This is a genomic window from Pseudomonas orientalis (genome assembly GCF_002934065.1).
Lineage (GTDB): Bacteria > Pseudomonadota > Gammaproteobacteria > Pseudomonadales > Pseudomonadaceae > Aquipseudomonas > Aquipseudomonas orientalis_A.
Map to the genome: position 1 here is coordinate 1,099,114 of NZ_CP018049.1, position 15,672 is coordinate 1,114,785.

The window sequence follows — 15,672 nt, forward strand, 5'->3', positions numbered from 1 at the left end:
TGTGGGTACTGCACTTGACCTTACTCAAGGTGCAGTCGGTGGTCGAATCGAGGCGCAGCACCGCCCAGGTATTGCGTCGACTGGCTCCCACAAAGGTGACCGAGTATGGATGATCATGGACGCACCCCTTCTTCCGACCAGCCAATCCTTTATGTGCTTGATACCAACGTACTGATTCACGATCCAAACGCACTGCTTAACTTTGAAGAACACCACGTCGCCATCCCCATGATCGTGCTGGAGGAACTGGACAAACTCAAAAGCGGCCACCACAGCGTCGCCGCCGAATGCCGCCAGGCCATCCGCCTGATCGACAAGACCCTGGGCGAAGCCTCACCCGAGGACGTTGAAGTCGGCGTGCCGATCCAGCGTGGCAAGAGCGGGCCCAAGGGGTTGCTGTCGATCCTGATGAGCAAGCGCAGCGAGCCCAACAGCCTGCTGCCGGAAAACCTCAACGACAACAAAATCATCAACCAACTGATCGACCTGCACGCGCGCGACAAGGACTTGCGCGTGGTGCTGGTGACCAAAGACATCAATATGCGCCTGAAGGCCCGGGCATGCGGGATCGCGGCCGAGGACTACAGCACCGACCAACTGGTCGACGACGTGTCGATGCTGTCCCGTGGTTATCACATGATGACCGGCTCGTTCTGGGACCGTGTCAGCAAGGTCGAAACCCGCCAGGATCACGGGCGTACCTGGCATCAGGTGCAGTTGATCGACAACCTGCCGGCGGTGCATATCAATGAATTCATCGTCGACGAGCAGGGCTTCGTGGGTTGGATCAAAGAGATCCAGGTCGACAAGCTGCTGATCCTCGACCTGCATCAGGAACCCCTGTTGCACCAGGAAGCCTGGGGCCTGAAACCGCGTGACATCTACCAGAGCCTGGCGCTGTATGCGCTGCTCGATCCGGACATCCATCTGGTCAACCTGACCGGCGCTGCAGGCTCGGGGAAAACCATCCTCGCCCTGGCTGCCGCCATTGAACAGACCATGGTGACCAAGCGCTACCGCCGCATCATCGCCACCCGCAGCGTGCAGGGCCTGGACCAGGAAATCGGCTTTTTGCCCGGCACCGAGGCGGAAAAAATGGAGCCGTGGCTGGGGGCGATCACCGACAACCTCGAAGCCTTGCACATGGATGACGAAAACACCCATGGCAGCGTCGACTACATCCTCAGCAAAGTGCCGTTGCAGTTCAAATCCCTCAACTACATTCGAGGTCGCAGCTTCCAGCAGAGCCTGATTTTGATCGACGAATGCCAGAACCTCACCCCGCACCAGATGAAAACCATCATCACCCGTGCCGGCGCCGGTTCCAAAGTGGTGTGCCTGGGCAACCTGGCACAGATCGACACCCCTTACCTGTCCGCGACCAGCTCCGGGCTGACTTACCTGACGGAACGCTTCAAGGACTTCCCGAACGGCGTGCACATCGCGCTGCAGGGCGTACCACGTTCGATTCTGGCCGAGTACGCCGAGTCTCATTTGTAAACGCGATCAATGTGGGAGGGGGCTTGCCCCCGATAGCGGTGGCACATTCAACATCTCTGTTGACTGACCCACCGCAATCGGGGGCAAGCCCCCTCCCACATTTTGTTCCGTGTTGGGTTTACAATCGCTGCTCCTGATCAGGAGTATCGCTGTGCTGACTCATCTCGATTCCCAAGGTCGCGCCCACATGGTCGACGTCACCGACAAAGCCGTGACGTTCCGTGAAGCCGTGGCCGAAGCGCGGGTGCGCATGTTGCCCGAAACCCTGACAATGATTGTCGACGGCGCCCACCCCAAGGGCGACGTATTTGCCGTGGCCCGTATCGCCGGGATCCAGGCGGCGAAAAAAACCAGTGACTTGATCCCCCTGTGCCACCCGCTGATGCTCACTGGCGTCAAGGTCGAACTGCGCGCCGATGGCGTGGATGCCGTGCATATTCTGGCGCGCTGCAAACTCTCAGGCCAGACCGGCGTGGAGATGGAGGCACTGACTGCCGCCAGCGTCGCGGCACTGACGATCTACGACATGTGCAAGGCGGTGGACCGTGGCATGACCATCGAAAGCATTCGCCTGCTGGAAAAGCTTGGCGGTAAAAGCGGGCATTTCAAGGCGGATCAGGTATGAGCATCAACGTATTGTTTTTTGCGCGTTATGCCGAAGCGGTGGGCTTTGATTCGCTGGAGATGGAGGGCGATTTCGCCACCGTCGATGCTGTGCGCCTGGCGCTGGCCGGTGACCCGGAGTTTGCGGTGCTCAACGAGTTCAGCCTGATGTGCGCACGCAATGAAGAACTCTGCGGCCTTGATGAACCGGTGCAAGCGGGTGACGAAGTCGCGTTTTTCCCGCCCGTAACCGGAGGCTGATCATGGCCATTCGTGTGCAGGTCGAGGCCTTTGATCCCGGAGCCGAAGTCAACGCCATGCACGCGGCCAATGCGGGCGTGGGCGCGGTGGTGAGTTTTGTCGGCTATGTGCGCGACTTCAACGATGGGCGTGAAGTGTCGGGGATGTTTCTGGAGCACTATCCCGGCATGACCGAAAAAGCCCTGGCCAAGATCGCCGTGGAAGCCGAGCAGCGCTGGCCGTTGCTCAAGCTGGAGGTGCTGCATCGTATTGGCGCGCTGGAGCCGGGCGAGCCGATTGTGTTTGTCGGCACGGCCAGTGCGCATCGCCAGGCAGCGTTTGATGCCTGTGCGTTTGTGATGGATTACCTGAAGACGCGGGCGCCGTTCTGGAAAAAGGAAAACACCCCCGACGGCCCACGTTGGGTCGAGGGGCGAGGGGCAGATCATTTAGCAGCGAAACGATGGATATAAAATATGAGGTTTTGAACGCTCTAAGCATGCCTTGCCATAAGCTGGTTAAATAAGGCCTATAAAAACATCTATTAAGTGCATTTTGTTATTGAAAAGCCCCGGCTACTGTCAACTATGACAGTAGCCGGGGCTTTTTTTTGGGTGTCAACTGGTTGCGACTAGATCAGTATTTTAATCGTGAAGCTGAAAGGGTTGGAGTAACTATTAATATACGCATTGGAGTAAGGACATGGCCGCTGGTGATATTAGTTTAAAACGGTTTGATATTGAGCTTCCGAGTGGTGAGTTGGTGACCCGGGAGCTTTACGCCAACGGGAGGCATCAATGCCGTGTGAGTTTGTTGGTTGTCAAAATTGTTGAAGATGAGCGCGGAATTTGGGTTGAAACACCCTTAACCGAAGTCGAGCGCGCAAGTGCTACCATCACCCAGTTTGGTACGCCAAATCAACCGTTACCGCCGGGCTGGTACTGTGATACTGAGAAAAATAAATTTGACGCTGGTCTTTGGCGTCGTGCGGATTCAGGCGAGCAATGTACCCAAGCGTCTGAACCTGTCGAATCTGTGCCTGAAGCGACTGTTGTCGAATTGATACCTCGGTATATGCGTGCTGCTACCAGCGTTCGTGATGACCCCGTAAGGTTTATGGGGCGTATTACTCTAGGTGGTAAGGTGTTTACGACCAACGGCAGCGCGGGGGGGACGATTTTTTATACCTATGTGGATATTTTTCCCATGCTTACGATTCGGCTGTTGGTGCGCGACCTGACCGAATATCACGACCTCCATGCCTTCAGCGGAATTGTTGAAAACAATAAAATTGATATTGATGTCTATTACTGGATGCCCCCGTCTGGTTTGCGGTTCATCGAAAACAAGGGGTTGGATAACCCGGTACCCGTCACGCTTGAAGGTGCCTATTTTCAAACGTCTTTTATTTATAATTATAGTGGTGGTAACCGCGAAAAAGGTGGGATTATTTGGAAGAAAGACACGCTGGGACTGCAGTTGCGAGTGGATGATGTTCAACGACCCTCTGGGAATAACCCCCTCATCGAGTTCAACCGTTACGCGACGATCATGCGAGCTATACGGTACGACGGCTGGATTGACAGCCCTAATAGAGAACCCATGAGTCCGTGGCGGTTACTGGATAACTTCGGCTGCGAGCATGTATACCGGGTTGCCTATGGCAGCAGCAGAAACTTTTTGCGATTAGAGGATGTTGGTTTTGAGGATCTGGATTAATTCAAATATGACGGCTATTCGAAGGCAGAGGGAAATACCGCCATGAATATTTATTCCAATGCATTTAATTTCAGTACCCACCTCAATGGGGCAGTCGATACCCGCACCGGGCAATATACTGTCCGTATCAACCTGGGCACCTTATATCCACAAGGGGCGTTGGATGTCAGTCGCGATATTGCGCTGTCCTTCTCGATGTTGAGTTCCGATAAGTCAGGGCATTATGGCGCCGGATGGAGTCTGAGCAATACCGAGCTCGACTTGGCAACTTCATCACTCACGCTCATAACAGGTGAGCGTTATCAGACCCAGAGTCTACCGTCCGTCGGTGGCACGCTGGTGATTAAGGATTGCAAACTTAAAGACGTGGTGGTCAAGCGCATCGCCGAGTCGGAACTGCATGTCATCTACAAAGAGGGTACGGTCGAAATACTGGGTCGTCCTATCAGTTCCGGGCCTTTCAAAATTATGGCGATCGCATTTGAAAACGGAGAGCGTTGGAACTTTCGTTATCTTGATGGTGGGCCACTGGAGCGCATTCTTGACCAAGATGGACGAGAGATGCTTGTGCTGACTTACATTGATGGTTTGCTCGTTATGGCTGATGCGCGGATTGAGGGGGGACGTTATGCGCGTACTCGAATAAATTATGGTAATGCCAACAACCAACTGGTGAGCGTCACGGTGCCGTATGACAGCACACAGGTTCCGCCAGGCACAGCGTCCTTCAATTTCATCTATCGCCAGCCGTTTCGGAATGGGTTGATTGCGATCACTGAAGTTAAATCGCCGATGGGGGGTACCGAACTAATCAGTTATGAAGAGAATGGCCACACTTATGCAACTGGCCAGTTTATCCCGTATGTGACGGGGTGGCGGCGAACGCCGGGTGCTGGTCAGCCTCCTATCGCTAGCGTCTACAGCTATAGTCCAACGCTTAACTTCACGGGCTATCATTCTGGAAGCGTTTATCGACCTGGTGAGGACAATTTGTATCTGGTGACTGGAGACTACGATTATTGGACCGACGAAACTTTGATCGATACCAGCAACAATGACGCCGTTCTCTGTGTTACGCGCACTACTTATAACAAATTTCATCTGTTGAGCGAGGAACGGGTGACGCGCGAAGGTACGCGAGTCATTACGGTATACGATTATAACGTTGACCCCGGAAAACTGTTCCCAGACCAGCCAGCCAACCTGCAACTTCCTCGGCAGATCACTAAGCGTTTCGAACTGGTCGCAGGTGGCACCGCGCGTGAAGAAGTGCAAGTGTCGGAAACAGATGAATACGGTAACGTTCTTAGTCGCATCGAGCCTTCTGGCGTTCGCACCGAGTACAACTATTATGCGGTTGCAGGTGAGAGTGGCAAATGCCCGGGTGATCCTCATGAGTTGTTTCAGCGTTACTTGAAGCACGAACGCCTGATCCCCGTAGGAGAGACTTCTACAGGTCGACTTACCGAGTACACCCATACTCGGGTGCCCAGAACCGGAGCCCGTTACTTGGTTCTGCAGGCGTCCTGCAATCAGGCCGGCACGTTTAACACAGAACAAACTTACTTCGATACTCCCGTGGAGTTGACAGGCCGGATCAAAAGTACGACCAGCACGATTGATGGGCTTTCGTTAGTCAGTGAATTCAGTTATGCCATTGTGGGAGACAACCTCAGTGAAACCCGGCGTATGCAGGGACGCGAAGGGCAATGGCTCGAATCGACGCGCATACTCTCCCGGGTCAATCGACGTCTGCTATCGATGACGAGAGACGGTGGCAGCATTCTGGCCCTGACGTTCGATGTCAGTGGCCGTCTGACAGCGGAAACGGTTTCCCCCGCTAAAGCCCAACAAGCCGCACGTCGCTATGCCTATCACTTTGCAACGCAAGCAAAACGTGCCCATCTGATTACCACCGACGGTCAGGATAACCAGGTCATCACCTACTTCGATGGCCTCGGACGACAGGTATCCCAAGCCCAGAAATTAAGCGAGGAGCAGGAGCGCGTCACCCGGACCTGGCGCTATGACGCGCAGGGGCGGACCATTGAGATGGTCGATACCGACTACCTGCCTGACGGGGTGCGCTCGCTGACAAGCACTTACGCCTACAACCGTTGGGGCAACCCCAGCCGTGTAACCCACGCCGATGGCAGCGTGACGATTGATGAGTACGATCCGCAGCTTAATATCAAGATTGAGGGTGTTGAGGGCGGCGAGCGGCGGGTTACCTATTTCAACGAGCACAATCAGCCGGTCAGGATTGAACGAGTCGACGCTGACGATGCGAGCGTTGAAATTGAGTCACGTACCTATGATGGGTGGGGTCGCTGTCTGTCGGCACGGGATGTGAACGCAACCCTCACTGAGTTCAGTCATGACGCTTATGATCGGGTGTTGACCACTCGGCAAACACCGGCAGACGGTGCCGCCCCACGTTTGCAAGAAACCCACTATGTTCCCGGCAACAGCAGTGAATTGGTCAGCGCAATTTCTATTGACGGCAAGCGATTGGGCGTTCGTACCTACGACAGCCTGGGCCGAATGACCAGCCAGGCACGCGGAGCAGGGGTGGCGACGACGTGGGAATATGAGGCCAATTGGATGGAGCCGATTGCGATGAATTCTCCTCGTGGTGATCGTCAGACCATGCAATACGACAGAGAGTTGGCCGTGCCCTCGCGTATCGAGATGACCGGCCTCCCGGCGAGTACTTATGTGTACAGCATGCCCAGCGGCCTATTGGATCGTTCGCAGGCCGGTGGTTTTATTCATGAGTTTTCCCATGATGCATATGGTCACCCAGAGAGAGAGATTCAAACAGCCAACGGCACAACATTGACCACTGAGTTCAGTCATTCCCCCGGTGGGCGCCTGCTGCATCAAAGCAGGGCCGATGGTCAGCGCAGTGATCTTGAGTACGATACTCGTGGCCGGTTCTGCAAAATGACCAGCGGCGCGCTGATTATCGAACAAAGCTATGACAATTTCGGCCGCCCCCGCAACTTCACCACCACATGGGAGAGTTTGCGGGTTCTGATGCAACTGTCCTACGACTCACTGGGACGCGAAGCCGAACGCCGCATTGAGCAAAACGGTGTGCTCTTGAAGGTCATGGCCAGCACCTATTACGTCAACGGCATGCTGGCGACCCGTTTTCTGCGGGATGCGAACGCACAATTGGTTATCGGCGAGACGTTTACTTACGACGCTTATCTACGACTCAAGACCTACCGGTGCGAAGGGCTTGAGCAGCCGAAGGATCGGCAGGGGCGAGGCATCGTGGGGCAGGATTTCAGCTTTGACGGCCTTAACAACATCACCCGGGTAGTGACTTTTTTTGCCGACGGCACTCAGGACACGTGTCAGCGCTTCTTTACCGGGAATGATCCGACTCAGCTGACGCGCTTGACTCATACTCGTCCGGCACAGGATCTCACCCTGACTTACGATGCGGCGGGTAACCTGCAGGCAGGCCCTACGGGCCAGGTTTATACCTTCAATGGCTATGAACAATTGGCCTCTGTGCAGGACGACACCTTTGATTACCACTATTGCTATGATGCCCAATCGCGCCAAGTGCTGATGAACCGCGGCGACGAAACACCCGTCATGCTGGCGTACGCCGGTAACCGCCTCGATACGCTGGTTGAAGGGAGCAGACAGATCCGTTATCACGAACGGGATAAGCAGGCGATGGCGCGCAGCGGCGGCGTCGACGGGCCGCAACTGCATACCCTCGATGCGGCGGGCAGCGTACGCGGTATTTCGAGTCTGAACGAGGCACCGGTGTCGCGTCATTACACACCGTACGGCATCACCCACATTGCCCTGGATGACGGCAAGGCGCGAACTCTGGCAGATCTGCAATTACCGGCATTCAATGGCGAGCGTCTGGATGCGGCGGCCCAGCTTTATTTCCTGGGTAACGGTCGGCGTATCTATATTCCGGAACTGATGATCTTTCTCCAGCCTGATCCACTGAGCCCATTTGATGAGGGCGGGATCAACAGCTATGCCTACTGTGCCTGTAACCCGGTCAACCTGATGGATCCCAGCGGCTGGTTGCCTGTTTGGATGAAGTGGGTGTTAACGGGGGCTGCACTGGTATTAGGGACGGTGGCCTTGGCGAGTGGCGTGGCTGGCATCGTGGCTGTTGGGTGGGCCGCCGCTACTGCGATGCAGATTGTGGGGTTGCTCGGAACGGCTTCAGGGATCGTTGCCAGCACGCTGGGGGTGACCGCGCTGAGCATAGAGGCGGTTGATAAAGCGAAAGGCTGGGATCGTTCGCATCACATTCAAAATCTGGGATGGGCGGCGTTCGGGTTTTCAATGGCCTCCTGGGGAATTAACGCATACAAAGCGTGGAACGCCGCAAGCAAAGTCTATGATGCGGCGAAAGTGACGGGCATAGGGAAAACGCCTGCAGGTCCGATGACAATCGATGTTCCCCTGCGTGACGGTGTGAACGCAGCCCTCAAGTCGCTCGCGGGTCGAAATTTTAAATTCGGAACCAAGCTCAGCACTGGCAGTAAGACGTTCGGTTCAACTCGGGCAGTCATCAGAACGGTCAACTTGATGCGCACGGCAAATTCGCGTTATGACGCTTTGACTCCCAAGTCCAGTGGCCCAAAGGACGACTCCAGGAATCAGTCGTATCCGGTGAACCCACAGTCAGAACCGATGCAGCAGCAATGGGGCGGCATGACAGAAAGCGTCGCGGGTTACTACCAGACGTTCAGAGAGGAGGCCATACGTATCCGTGAGCCAATCTTGCGTGAGATCTACACAGGTGCATAAAAGCCAGAGGTCGGTTCTGGACAAAAAAGCAGGCGCTCACCGGCCTGCTTTAAGAGTGGCCAGAGTTAAGGGCGTTTGCGTTCCACCGCCCGCAACAAATGCGTCGGCGGCGTCTCACAGCTGATCTTGCGCCCCAGCAACGCCTCGATGGATGGCAACTGGTACGAGTCATCCTCGCCGGCAAAGCTGATCGACACACCCGCCGCCCCGGCACGGCCGGTACGGCCAATGCGGTGCACATAGTCGTCCGGCACTTCCGGCAGGGTGAAGTTGATCACGTGGCTGATGCCGTCGATGTGAATCCCGCGCCCGGCCACGTCAGTGGCCACCAGCACGCGGATCTTGCCTTCGCGGAAACCTTCCAGGGTCTTGATGCGCTTATGCTGCGGCACGTCGCCGGACAGTTGCGCGGCGTTGACGCCATCGCGCACCAGGCGTTCTTCGATACGGCGCACTTCGTCCTTGCGGTTGGCGAAGACCATCACGCGTTCCCAACCGTTGTCGTTGATCAGGTTGTAGAGCAATTTGTACTTGTCGGCACCGGCCACGGCGTAGATGTGCTGCTCGACGTTTTCGCTGGCAACGTTGAGCGCTTCGATCTCGACGATGGACGGGTCGGTGGTCCACTGCTTGGCGAGGTTCATCACGTCTTCGGTGAAGGTCGCGGAGAACAGCAGGGTCTGGCGCTCGGCTTTTGGTGGGGTCTGGCGAATGATCTGGCGCACTTGTGGGATAAAGCCCATGTCGAGCATGCGGTCGGCTTCGTCCAGCACCATCACTTCGACCATGTCCAGGTGCACGTCGCCACGCTGGTTGAAGTCGAGCAGGCGGCCTGGGGTGGCGACCAGGATGTCGCAGTGACGCGCCTCGAGGTGCTTGAGCTGCTTGTCGAAGTCCATGCCGCCGACGAACGTCATGACGTTGAGGCCGGTGTACTTGGTCAGGTCGGCGGCGTCCTTGGCGATCTGCACCACCAGCTCCCGGGTAGGCGCGATGATCAGTGCGCGCGGTTCGCCCATGTAGCGTTCCTTGGGCGGCGGCGTTTGCAGCAGCTGGGTGATGATCGAGATCAGGAACGCGGCGGTCTTGCCGGTGCCGGTCTGGGCGCGGCCAATGGCGTCTTTGCCGGCCAGGGTGAAGCCCAGCACCTGCGCCTGGATCGGCGTGCAGTACGGAAAGCCCAGGTCCTGGATGGCGTGCATCAGTTCCGGGGCCAGGTCGAAGTCGTGGAAGCGGGTCTTGCCTTCCTGGGGCTCGACGACGAAGTCTTCGAGTTTCCATGGGATGACGACCCGCTTTGGGGCGTGCTCGCGGCGAGGCTTTGGCGCGACCGGCGCGGCAGCGACCTCAATCGGTTTTGGTTGTTCCGGCGCTGTCACGTTCGCCTGGGCAACAGGTGCCGTCCGGGCGGGCTGCTGGCCGCCATTGCGGCTGCCGGTTGGCGGGACGGGAGCACTGGGAACAGGCGCGAGCGGCTCAGCCTCGCTTTTGCCGAACATCTTCTTGAGTGCTTTGAGCACGGTCATCTCATTAATTGGTTAAGGAATGTACGCCGGCCAGTGTAATGCAAGAATCGGGCGCGGCGTAGTGCGTCTGTCATACAACTACATAAACGCGGGGATCAGCGCAGGCGCTCAGCCAGCCAGGTGCCGATATCGTGTATCTCTTGGGGTAACACTTGGTGGCCCATTGGGTATTCCTGCCATGTCACGGTGACACTACGGCTCTTCAAATGCTCGAAGGCGCTGCGGCCCATGGCGTTCTGCACCACCTCGTCGTGCTGACCGTGCAGGCACAGGGCAGGGATGCGTTGCTGGCTGGCGGATAATTCCAGCTCATCGTCGAAGGTCGGCGCGTAAGTGGAGAGGGCGATGACGCCACCCAGTGGGCCCTGCCAGTGTTTAAACGCAGTGTGGAAAACCACCGCGCCACCCTGGGAAAAGCCAGCCAGGAAAACGCGCGAAGCGTCTATTCCGGTTCTCTTCTGTGCCTCAATCAAATCGGTGACCATTTCGGTCGACGCTTGCAGTTCTTCCAGGCTGATCGAACGGGCCGGGCTCATGGCCCTGATGTCGTACCAGCTCGGCATCTCATAGCCACCGTTGATCGTCACCGACCGGGTGGGTGCCTGGGGTAAAACGAAGCGGGTGGTCAGTAACGTTTCCTGCAGCGCTTCGGCCACCGGCAGGAAGTCGTAGCGATCGGCGCCCAGGCCATGCAGCCAGATAACGCAGGCGTCTGCGGGCTTGGCGGGCTCTAGAATCAAGGGTTCGGTCATGTCTGCTCCATAGATGTGCGGGCGCTCCGATTGGGTGCGTCGCAACGGTGCGCGATAGGTTGATCTGTTAAGAGAATGTCGCAAGGTTGAATCTTTTGCCATTGAACAGGGCGCTCAGCGACCCAGCCGGCACTCTGGTACGGGCCTTGCTATGTGTAGGTCGATGTCAGAACTCTCCGACGGCGGTAACACTATCAGTGAGTGCCGCTTGTGGGGAAGCAACTGGAATTACCGCAAAGATCTCATGCTGCTTGACCCCAAAAAAAGCCAACACGGGTCGATATCGCCTCATAAGGGTGCGCTGAGGTTGGAGCTCCGACACAACAAGAGCAACTGGAGGTTTGAATGAAGGTATTGAAATCCACCCTGGCCATCGTGACCGCGGCCGCTGTATTGGGTGTCAGTGGTTTTGCCCAGGCTGGCGCCACCCTGGACGCCGTGCAGAAGAAAGGCTTTGTACAATGTGGCGTGAGTGACGGCCTGCCGGGTTTCTCGGTGCCGGATGCCAGCGGCAAGATCCTCGGGATCGACGCTGACGTGTGCCGTGCCGTCGCCGCCGCCGTTTTCGGCGACGCGACCAAGGTCAAGTTCAGCCAGTTGAACGCCAAGGAGCGTTTCACCGCGCTTCAATCGGGCGAAGTCGACATCCTGTCGCGCAACACCACCATGACCAGCTCCCGCGATGCGGGCATGGGCCTGAAATTCCCGGGCTTCATCACCTACTACGACGGCATCGGTTTCCTGGTTAACAACAAGCTGGGCGTGAAAAGCGCCAAGGAACTGGACGGTGCAACCATCTGCATCCAGGCCGGTACCACCACCGAGCTGAACGTTTCCGACTACTTCCGTGGCAACAACCTCAAGTACACCCCAATCACCTTCGACACCTCCGATGAAAGCGCCAAGTCGCTGGAATCCGGGCGTTGCGACGTGCTGACCTCCGACAAGTCCCAACTGTTCGCCCAGCGCAGCAAGCTGGCCGCGCCGAAGGACTACGTGGTGCTGCCGGAAACCATTTCCAAGGAGCCCCTGGGCCCGGTCGTGCGTAACGGCGACGACGAGTGGCTGGCCATCGTGCGCTGGGTTGGCTACGCCATGCTCAACGCTGAAGAGGCCGGTATCACCTCCAAAAACGTTGAAGCTGAAGCCAAGTCCACCAAGAACCCGGACGTTGCCCGTCTGCTCGGTGCCGACGGCGAATACGGCAAAGACCTGAAAGTGAAGAAGGATTGGGTGGTACAGATCGTCAAGCAAGTCGGTAACTACGGTGAAGTGTTCGAGCGCAACCTGGGCAAGAGCACCCCGCTGGAAATCGACCGTGGCCTGAACGCGCTGTGGAACAACGGCGGCATTCAATACGCACCGCCTGTGCGCTGATCGCTGATGGTTCTGTCACCCGGTGGGCCAACCGCCGGGTGATGTTCTGTTCCATTCTTTTCGGGGCACTTCATGCAAAATCAAATCGGCGCACCCAAGCAGAAGCTCAGCTTCAGCGATCCCAAAGTGCGTGCGTGGCTCTTCCAGATCATCACGATTGTGGCGGTGGTCTCGCTGGGCTGGTACCTCTTCAATAACACCCAGACCAACCTGCAGCACCGGGGCATTACCTCGGGTTTCGACTTTCTTGAGCGCAGTGCCGGCTTCGGCATCGCGCAGCATTTGATCGATTACACCGAGTCGGACAGCTATGCCCGGGTGTTTGTGATCGGTTTGCTCAACACCTTGCTGGTGACCGTGATCGGTGTGGTCCTGGCGACCCTGCTCGGCTTCATCATCGGCGTGGCGCGGCTGTCGCCGAACTGGATGATCAACAAGCTGGCGACCGTGTATGTGGAAGTATTCCGCAACATTCCGCCGCTGCTGCAAATCCTGTTCTGGTACTTCGCGGTGTTCCTGACCATGCCGGGGCCGCGCAACAGTCACAATTTCGGCGACACTTTCTTTGTCAGCAGCCGTGGCCTGAATATGCCGGCGGCGATTGCAGCTGATGGTTTCTGGCCGTTTGTGGTCAGCATCGTGGTTGCCATTGCGGCAATCGTGCTGATGGCGCGTTGGGCCAACAAGCGCTTTGAAGCGACCGGTGTGCCGTTCCATAAGTTCTGGGCGGGCCTGGCGTTGTTCATCGTGATCCCGGCACTGTGCGCGTTGATCTTCGGTGCGCCGCTGCATTGGGAAATGCCCAAGCTGCAAGGTTTCAACTTCGTCGGCGGCTGGGTACTGATTCCCGAACTGCTCGCGTTGACCCTGGCGCTGACCGTCTACACCGCTGCGTTCATCGCCGAGATCGTACGGTCGGGCATCAAGTCGGTCAGCCATGGCCAGACCGAAGCGGCACGTTCCCTGGGCCTGCGCCCCGGGCCGACGCTGCGCAAGGTCATCATCCCGCAGGCCCTGCGGGTGATCATTCCGCCGCTGACCAGCCAATACCTGAACCTGGCGAAAAACTCCTCGCTGGCCGCCGGTATCGGTTACCCGGAAATGGTTTCGCTGTTTGCCGGCACGGTGCTCAACCAGACCGGCCAGGCCATCGAAGTCATTGCCATCACCATGAGCGTGTACCTGGCGATCAGCATCAGCATTTCCCTGCTGATGAACTGGTACAACAAGCGCATTGCGCTGATCGAGCGGTGAGGAAACGCCCATGAGTTCACATACGTTCAAACCTGATATGCCGCCGCCGAACAAAGTCTTCGGGCCGATGGCATGGATGCGCGCCAACCTGTTCTCCAGCTGGCTCAACACGCTGCTGACGTTGCTGGCGTTCTACCTGATCTACCTGGTAGTGCCGCCGATCCTCAGCTGGGCGATCATCGATGCCAACTGGGTCGGCACTACCCGCGCCGACTGCACCAAGGAAGGCGCCTGCTGGGTATTCATCCAACAGCGCTTCGGCCAGTTCATGTACGGCTACTACCCCGGCGATCTGCGCTGGCGCGTGGACCTCACCGTATGGCTGGCGATTGTCGGCGTGGCGCCGTTGTTCATCTCGCGTTTTCAACGCAAGGCGGTCTACGGCCTGAGCTTTCTGGTGCTGTACCCGATCATCGCGTTCTTCCTGCTGCACGGCGGCGCGTTCGGGCTGACCAACGTGGCCACCAGCCAGTGGGGCGGCTTGATGCTGACCCTGGTCATCGCCACCGTGGGCATTGCCGGCGCGTTGCCGCTGGGCATCATGCTGGCGTTGGGGCGGCGTTCGAACATGCCGGCGATTCGGGTGGTCTGCGTGACCTTCATCGAATTCTGGCGCGGCGTGCCGTTGATCACCGTGCTGTTCATGTCCTCGGTGATGCTGCCGCTGTTCCTGCCCGAGGGCATGGGCATCGACAAGCTGCTGCGCGCATTGATCGGCGTGATCCTGTTCCAGTCGGCCTACGTGGCCGAGGTGGTGCGCGGTGGTTTGCAGGCGATTCCCAAGGGCCAGTACGAAGCGGCCGCGGCGATGGGCCTGGGTTACTGGCGCAGCATGGGCCTGGTGATTCTGCCGCAAGCACTGAAGATGGTGATCCCCGGCATCGTCAACACCTTTATTGCGTTGTTCAAGGACACCAGCCTGGTGATCATTATCGGCCTGTTCGACCTGCTCAACAGCGTCAAACAAGCCGCCGCCGACCCCAAATGGCTGGGCATGGCCACCGAAGGCTACGTGTTCGCCGCTCTGGTGTTCTGGATTTTCTGTTTTGGTATGTCGCGCTATTCCATTCATTTGGAACACAAGCTCGACACAGGCCACAAGCGTTAGGAGTTGTTGTTATGAGCGAAGCGATCAAACAGCCTGTGAGCCCTGAAGGCATTATCCAGATGCAGGGCGTCAATAAGTGGTACGGCCAGTTCCACGTGTTGAAAGATATCAACCTCAACGTCAAGCAGGGCGAGCGTATCGTGCTGTGCGGCCCGTCGGGTTCGGGCAAGTCCACCACCATCCGCTGCCTCAACCGTCTGGAAGAGCACCAGCAGGGCCGCATCGTGGTCGATGGCGTGGAACTGACCAACGACCTCAAGCAGATCGAAGCGATCCGTCGCGAGGTCGGCATGGTGTTCCAGCACTTCAATCTGTTCCCGCACCTGACCATCCTGCAGAACTGCACGCTGGCGCCGATGTGGGTGCGCAAGATGCCCAAGCGCAAGGCCGAGGAAATCGCCATGCATTACCTGGAGCGCGTGCGCATTCCGGAGCAGGCCCACAAGTTTCCGGGGCAGCTTTCAGGTGGCCAGCAACAGCGTGTGGCGATTGCCCGCGCGCTGTGCATGAAGCCCAAGATCATGTTGTTCGACGAGCCGACCTCGGCACTCGACCCGGAAATGGTCAAGGAGGTGCTGGACACCATGATCGGCCTGGCCGAAGACGGCATGACCATGTTGTGCGTGACCCATGAGATGGGGTTTGCGCGCACCGTGGCCAACCGCGTGATCTTCATGGACAAGGGCGAGATCGTTGAGCAGGCGGCGCCGAATGACTTCTTCGACAATCCGCAGAATGATCGGACCAAGTTGTTCCTGAGCCAGATTTTGCATTGATCGATGGGTGAAAAATA

At 57.5% G+C, this 15,672-nt stretch carries 12 protein-coding genes; 10 read left to right on the forward strand and 2 right to left on the reverse strand.

Annotation, left to right across the window (positions count from 1 at the left end):
• Positions 1-105: 105 nt before the first annotated feature.
• From BOP93_RS04910 to BOP93_RS04935, 6 genes are all read left to right on the forward strand, one after another.
• Entirely contained in the window at positions 106-1,500 is a 1,395-nt protein-coding gene (locus BOP93_RS04910; protein ID WP_032877681.1) for a PhoH family protein, read from the forward strand.
• A gap of 151 nt (positions 1,501-1,651) precedes the next feature.
• Positions 1,652-2,125 carry a cyclic pyranopterin monophosphate synthase MoaC gene (gene moaC, locus BOP93_RS04915; protein ID WP_046071003.1) on the forward strand — a complete coding sequence of 158 codons (474 nt, stop codon included), beginning with the start codon at positions 1,652-1,654 and terminating at the stop codon, positions 2,123-2,125.
• Complete coding sequence (locus BOP93_RS04920; RefSeq protein WP_104501744.1) at positions 2,122-2,364, forward strand: MoaD/ThiS family protein; 243 nt, start codon at positions 2,122-2,124, stop codon at positions 2,362-2,364. The genes moaC and BOP93_RS04920 overlap by 4 nt, the downstream gene beginning before the upstream one ends.
• A 2-nt stretch (positions 2,365-2,366) precedes the next feature.
• Positions 2,367-2,816 (forward strand): molybdopterin synthase catalytic subunit MoaE, encoded by a 450-nt coding sequence (gene moaE, locus BOP93_RS04925; RefSeq protein WP_104501745.1) that lies wholly within the window; start codon positions 2,367-2,369, stop codon positions 2,814-2,816.
• A gap of 229 nt (positions 2,817-3,045) precedes the next feature.
• Positions 3,046-4,062 carry a hypothetical protein gene (locus BOP93_RS04930; RefSeq protein ID WP_104501746.1) on the forward strand — a complete coding sequence of 339 codons (1,017 nt, stop codon included), beginning with the start codon at positions 3,046-3,048 and terminating at the stop codon, positions 4,060-4,062.
• Positions 4,063-4,104: 42 nt separating this feature from the next.
• On the forward strand, positions 4,105-8,862 hold the full coding sequence (locus tag BOP93_RS04935; protein WP_104501747.1) for an RHS repeat-associated core domain-containing protein: 4,758 nt from the start codon (positions 4,105-4,107) through the stop codon (positions 8,860-8,862).
• A gap of 65 nt (positions 8,863-8,927) precedes the next feature.
• Here the strand turns inward: BOP93_RS04935 and rhlB are convergent, their stop codons facing one another.
• Both rhlB and BOP93_RS04945 read right to left on the reverse strand, forming a co-directional pair.
• Entirely contained in the window at positions 8,928-10,388 is a 1,461-nt protein-coding gene (rhlB, locus tag BOP93_RS04940; protein ID WP_104501748.1) for an ATP-dependent RNA helicase RhlB, read from the reverse strand.
• Positions 10,389-10,483: 95 nt separating this feature from the next.
• The gene (locus BOP93_RS04945) at positions 10,484-11,140 is read right to left on the reverse strand and encodes an alpha/beta hydrolase (protein WP_104501749.1); all 657 of its coding nucleotides are present in this window, start codon (positions 11,138-11,140) and stop codon (positions 10,484-10,486) included.
• A 345-nt stretch (positions 11,141-11,485) separates the two neighbouring features.
• Between BOP93_RS04945 and BOP93_RS04950 the strand changes: the two genes are divergently transcribed.
• The 4 genes from BOP93_RS04950 (at position 11,486) to BOP93_RS04965 (ending at position 15,655) form a co-directional block, all read left to right on the forward strand.
• Positions 11,486-12,517 carry an amino acid ABC transporter substrate-binding protein gene (locus BOP93_RS04950; protein WP_016978213.1) on the forward strand — a complete coding sequence of 344 codons (1,032 nt, stop codon included), beginning with the start codon at positions 11,486-11,488 and terminating at the stop codon, positions 12,515-12,517.
• Between the two features lie 72 nt (positions 12,518-12,589).
• Positions 12,590-13,771: an amino acid ABC transporter permease gene (locus BOP93_RS04955; RefSeq protein ID WP_104501750.1), complete on the forward strand. Its 1,182-nt coding sequence runs from the start codon at positions 12,590-12,592 to the stop codon at positions 13,769-13,771.
• Positions 13,772-13,781: 10 nt separating this feature from the next.
• The gene (locus BOP93_RS04960; protein ID WP_016978216.1) at positions 13,782-14,879 is read left to right on the forward strand and encodes an amino acid ABC transporter permease; all 1,098 of its coding nucleotides are present in this window, start codon (positions 13,782-13,784) and stop codon (positions 14,877-14,879) included.
• A gap of 11 nt (positions 14,880-14,890) precedes the next feature.
• Positions 14,891-15,655, forward strand: coding sequence for an amino acid ABC transporter ATP-binding protein (locus tag BOP93_RS04965; RefSeq protein WP_003171943.1), 765 nt, complete (start codon positions 14,891-14,893; stop codon positions 15,653-15,655).
• Positions 15,656-15,672: the final 17 nt, after the last annotated feature.

What these genes read in the sequence shown, in the direction of transcription:
- BOP93_RS04910 (WP_032877681.1), top strand. Translation starts at nt 106, where the DNA reads ATGGATGATCATGGACGCACCCCTTCTTCCGACCAGCCAATCCTTTAT.
- BOP93_RS04920 (WP_104501744.1), top strand. Translation starts at nt 2,122, where the DNA reads ATGAGCATCAACGTATTGTTTTTTGCGCGTTATGCCGAAGCGGTGGGC.
- moaE (WP_104501745.1), top strand. Translation starts at nt 2,367, where the DNA reads ATGGCCATTCGTGTGCAGGTCGAGGCCTTTGATCCCGGAGCCGAAGTC.
- BOP93_RS04930 (WP_104501746.1), top strand. Translation starts at nt 3,046, where the DNA reads ATGGCCGCTGGTGATATTAGTTTAAAACGGTTTGATATTGAGCTTCCG.
- BOP93_RS04935 (WP_104501747.1), top strand. Translation starts at nt 4,105, where the DNA reads ATGAATATTTATTCCAATGCATTTAATTTCAGTACCCACCTCAATGGG.
- rhlB (WP_104501748.1), bottom strand. Translation starts at nt 10,388, where the DNA reads ATGACCGTGCTCAAAGCACTCAAGAAGATGTTCGGCAAAAGCGAGGCT.
- BOP93_RS04945 (WP_104501749.1), bottom strand. Translation starts at nt 11,140, where the DNA reads ATGACCGAACCCTTGATTCTAGAGCCCGCCAAGCCCGCAGACGCCTGC.
- BOP93_RS04950 (WP_016978213.1), top strand. Translation starts at nt 11,486, where the DNA reads ATGAAGGTATTGAAATCCACCCTGGCCATCGTGACCGCGGCCGCTGTA.
- BOP93_RS04955 (WP_104501750.1), top strand. Translation starts at nt 12,590, where the DNA reads ATGCAAAATCAAATCGGCGCACCCAAGCAGAAGCTCAGCTTCAGCGAT.
- BOP93_RS04960 (WP_016978216.1), top strand. Translation starts at nt 13,782, where the DNA reads ATGAGTTCACATACGTTCAAACCTGATATGCCGCCGCCGAACAAAGTC.
- BOP93_RS04965 (WP_003171943.1), top strand. Translation starts at nt 14,891, where the DNA reads ATGAGCGAAGCGATCAAACAGCCTGTGAGCCCTGAAGGCATTATCCAG.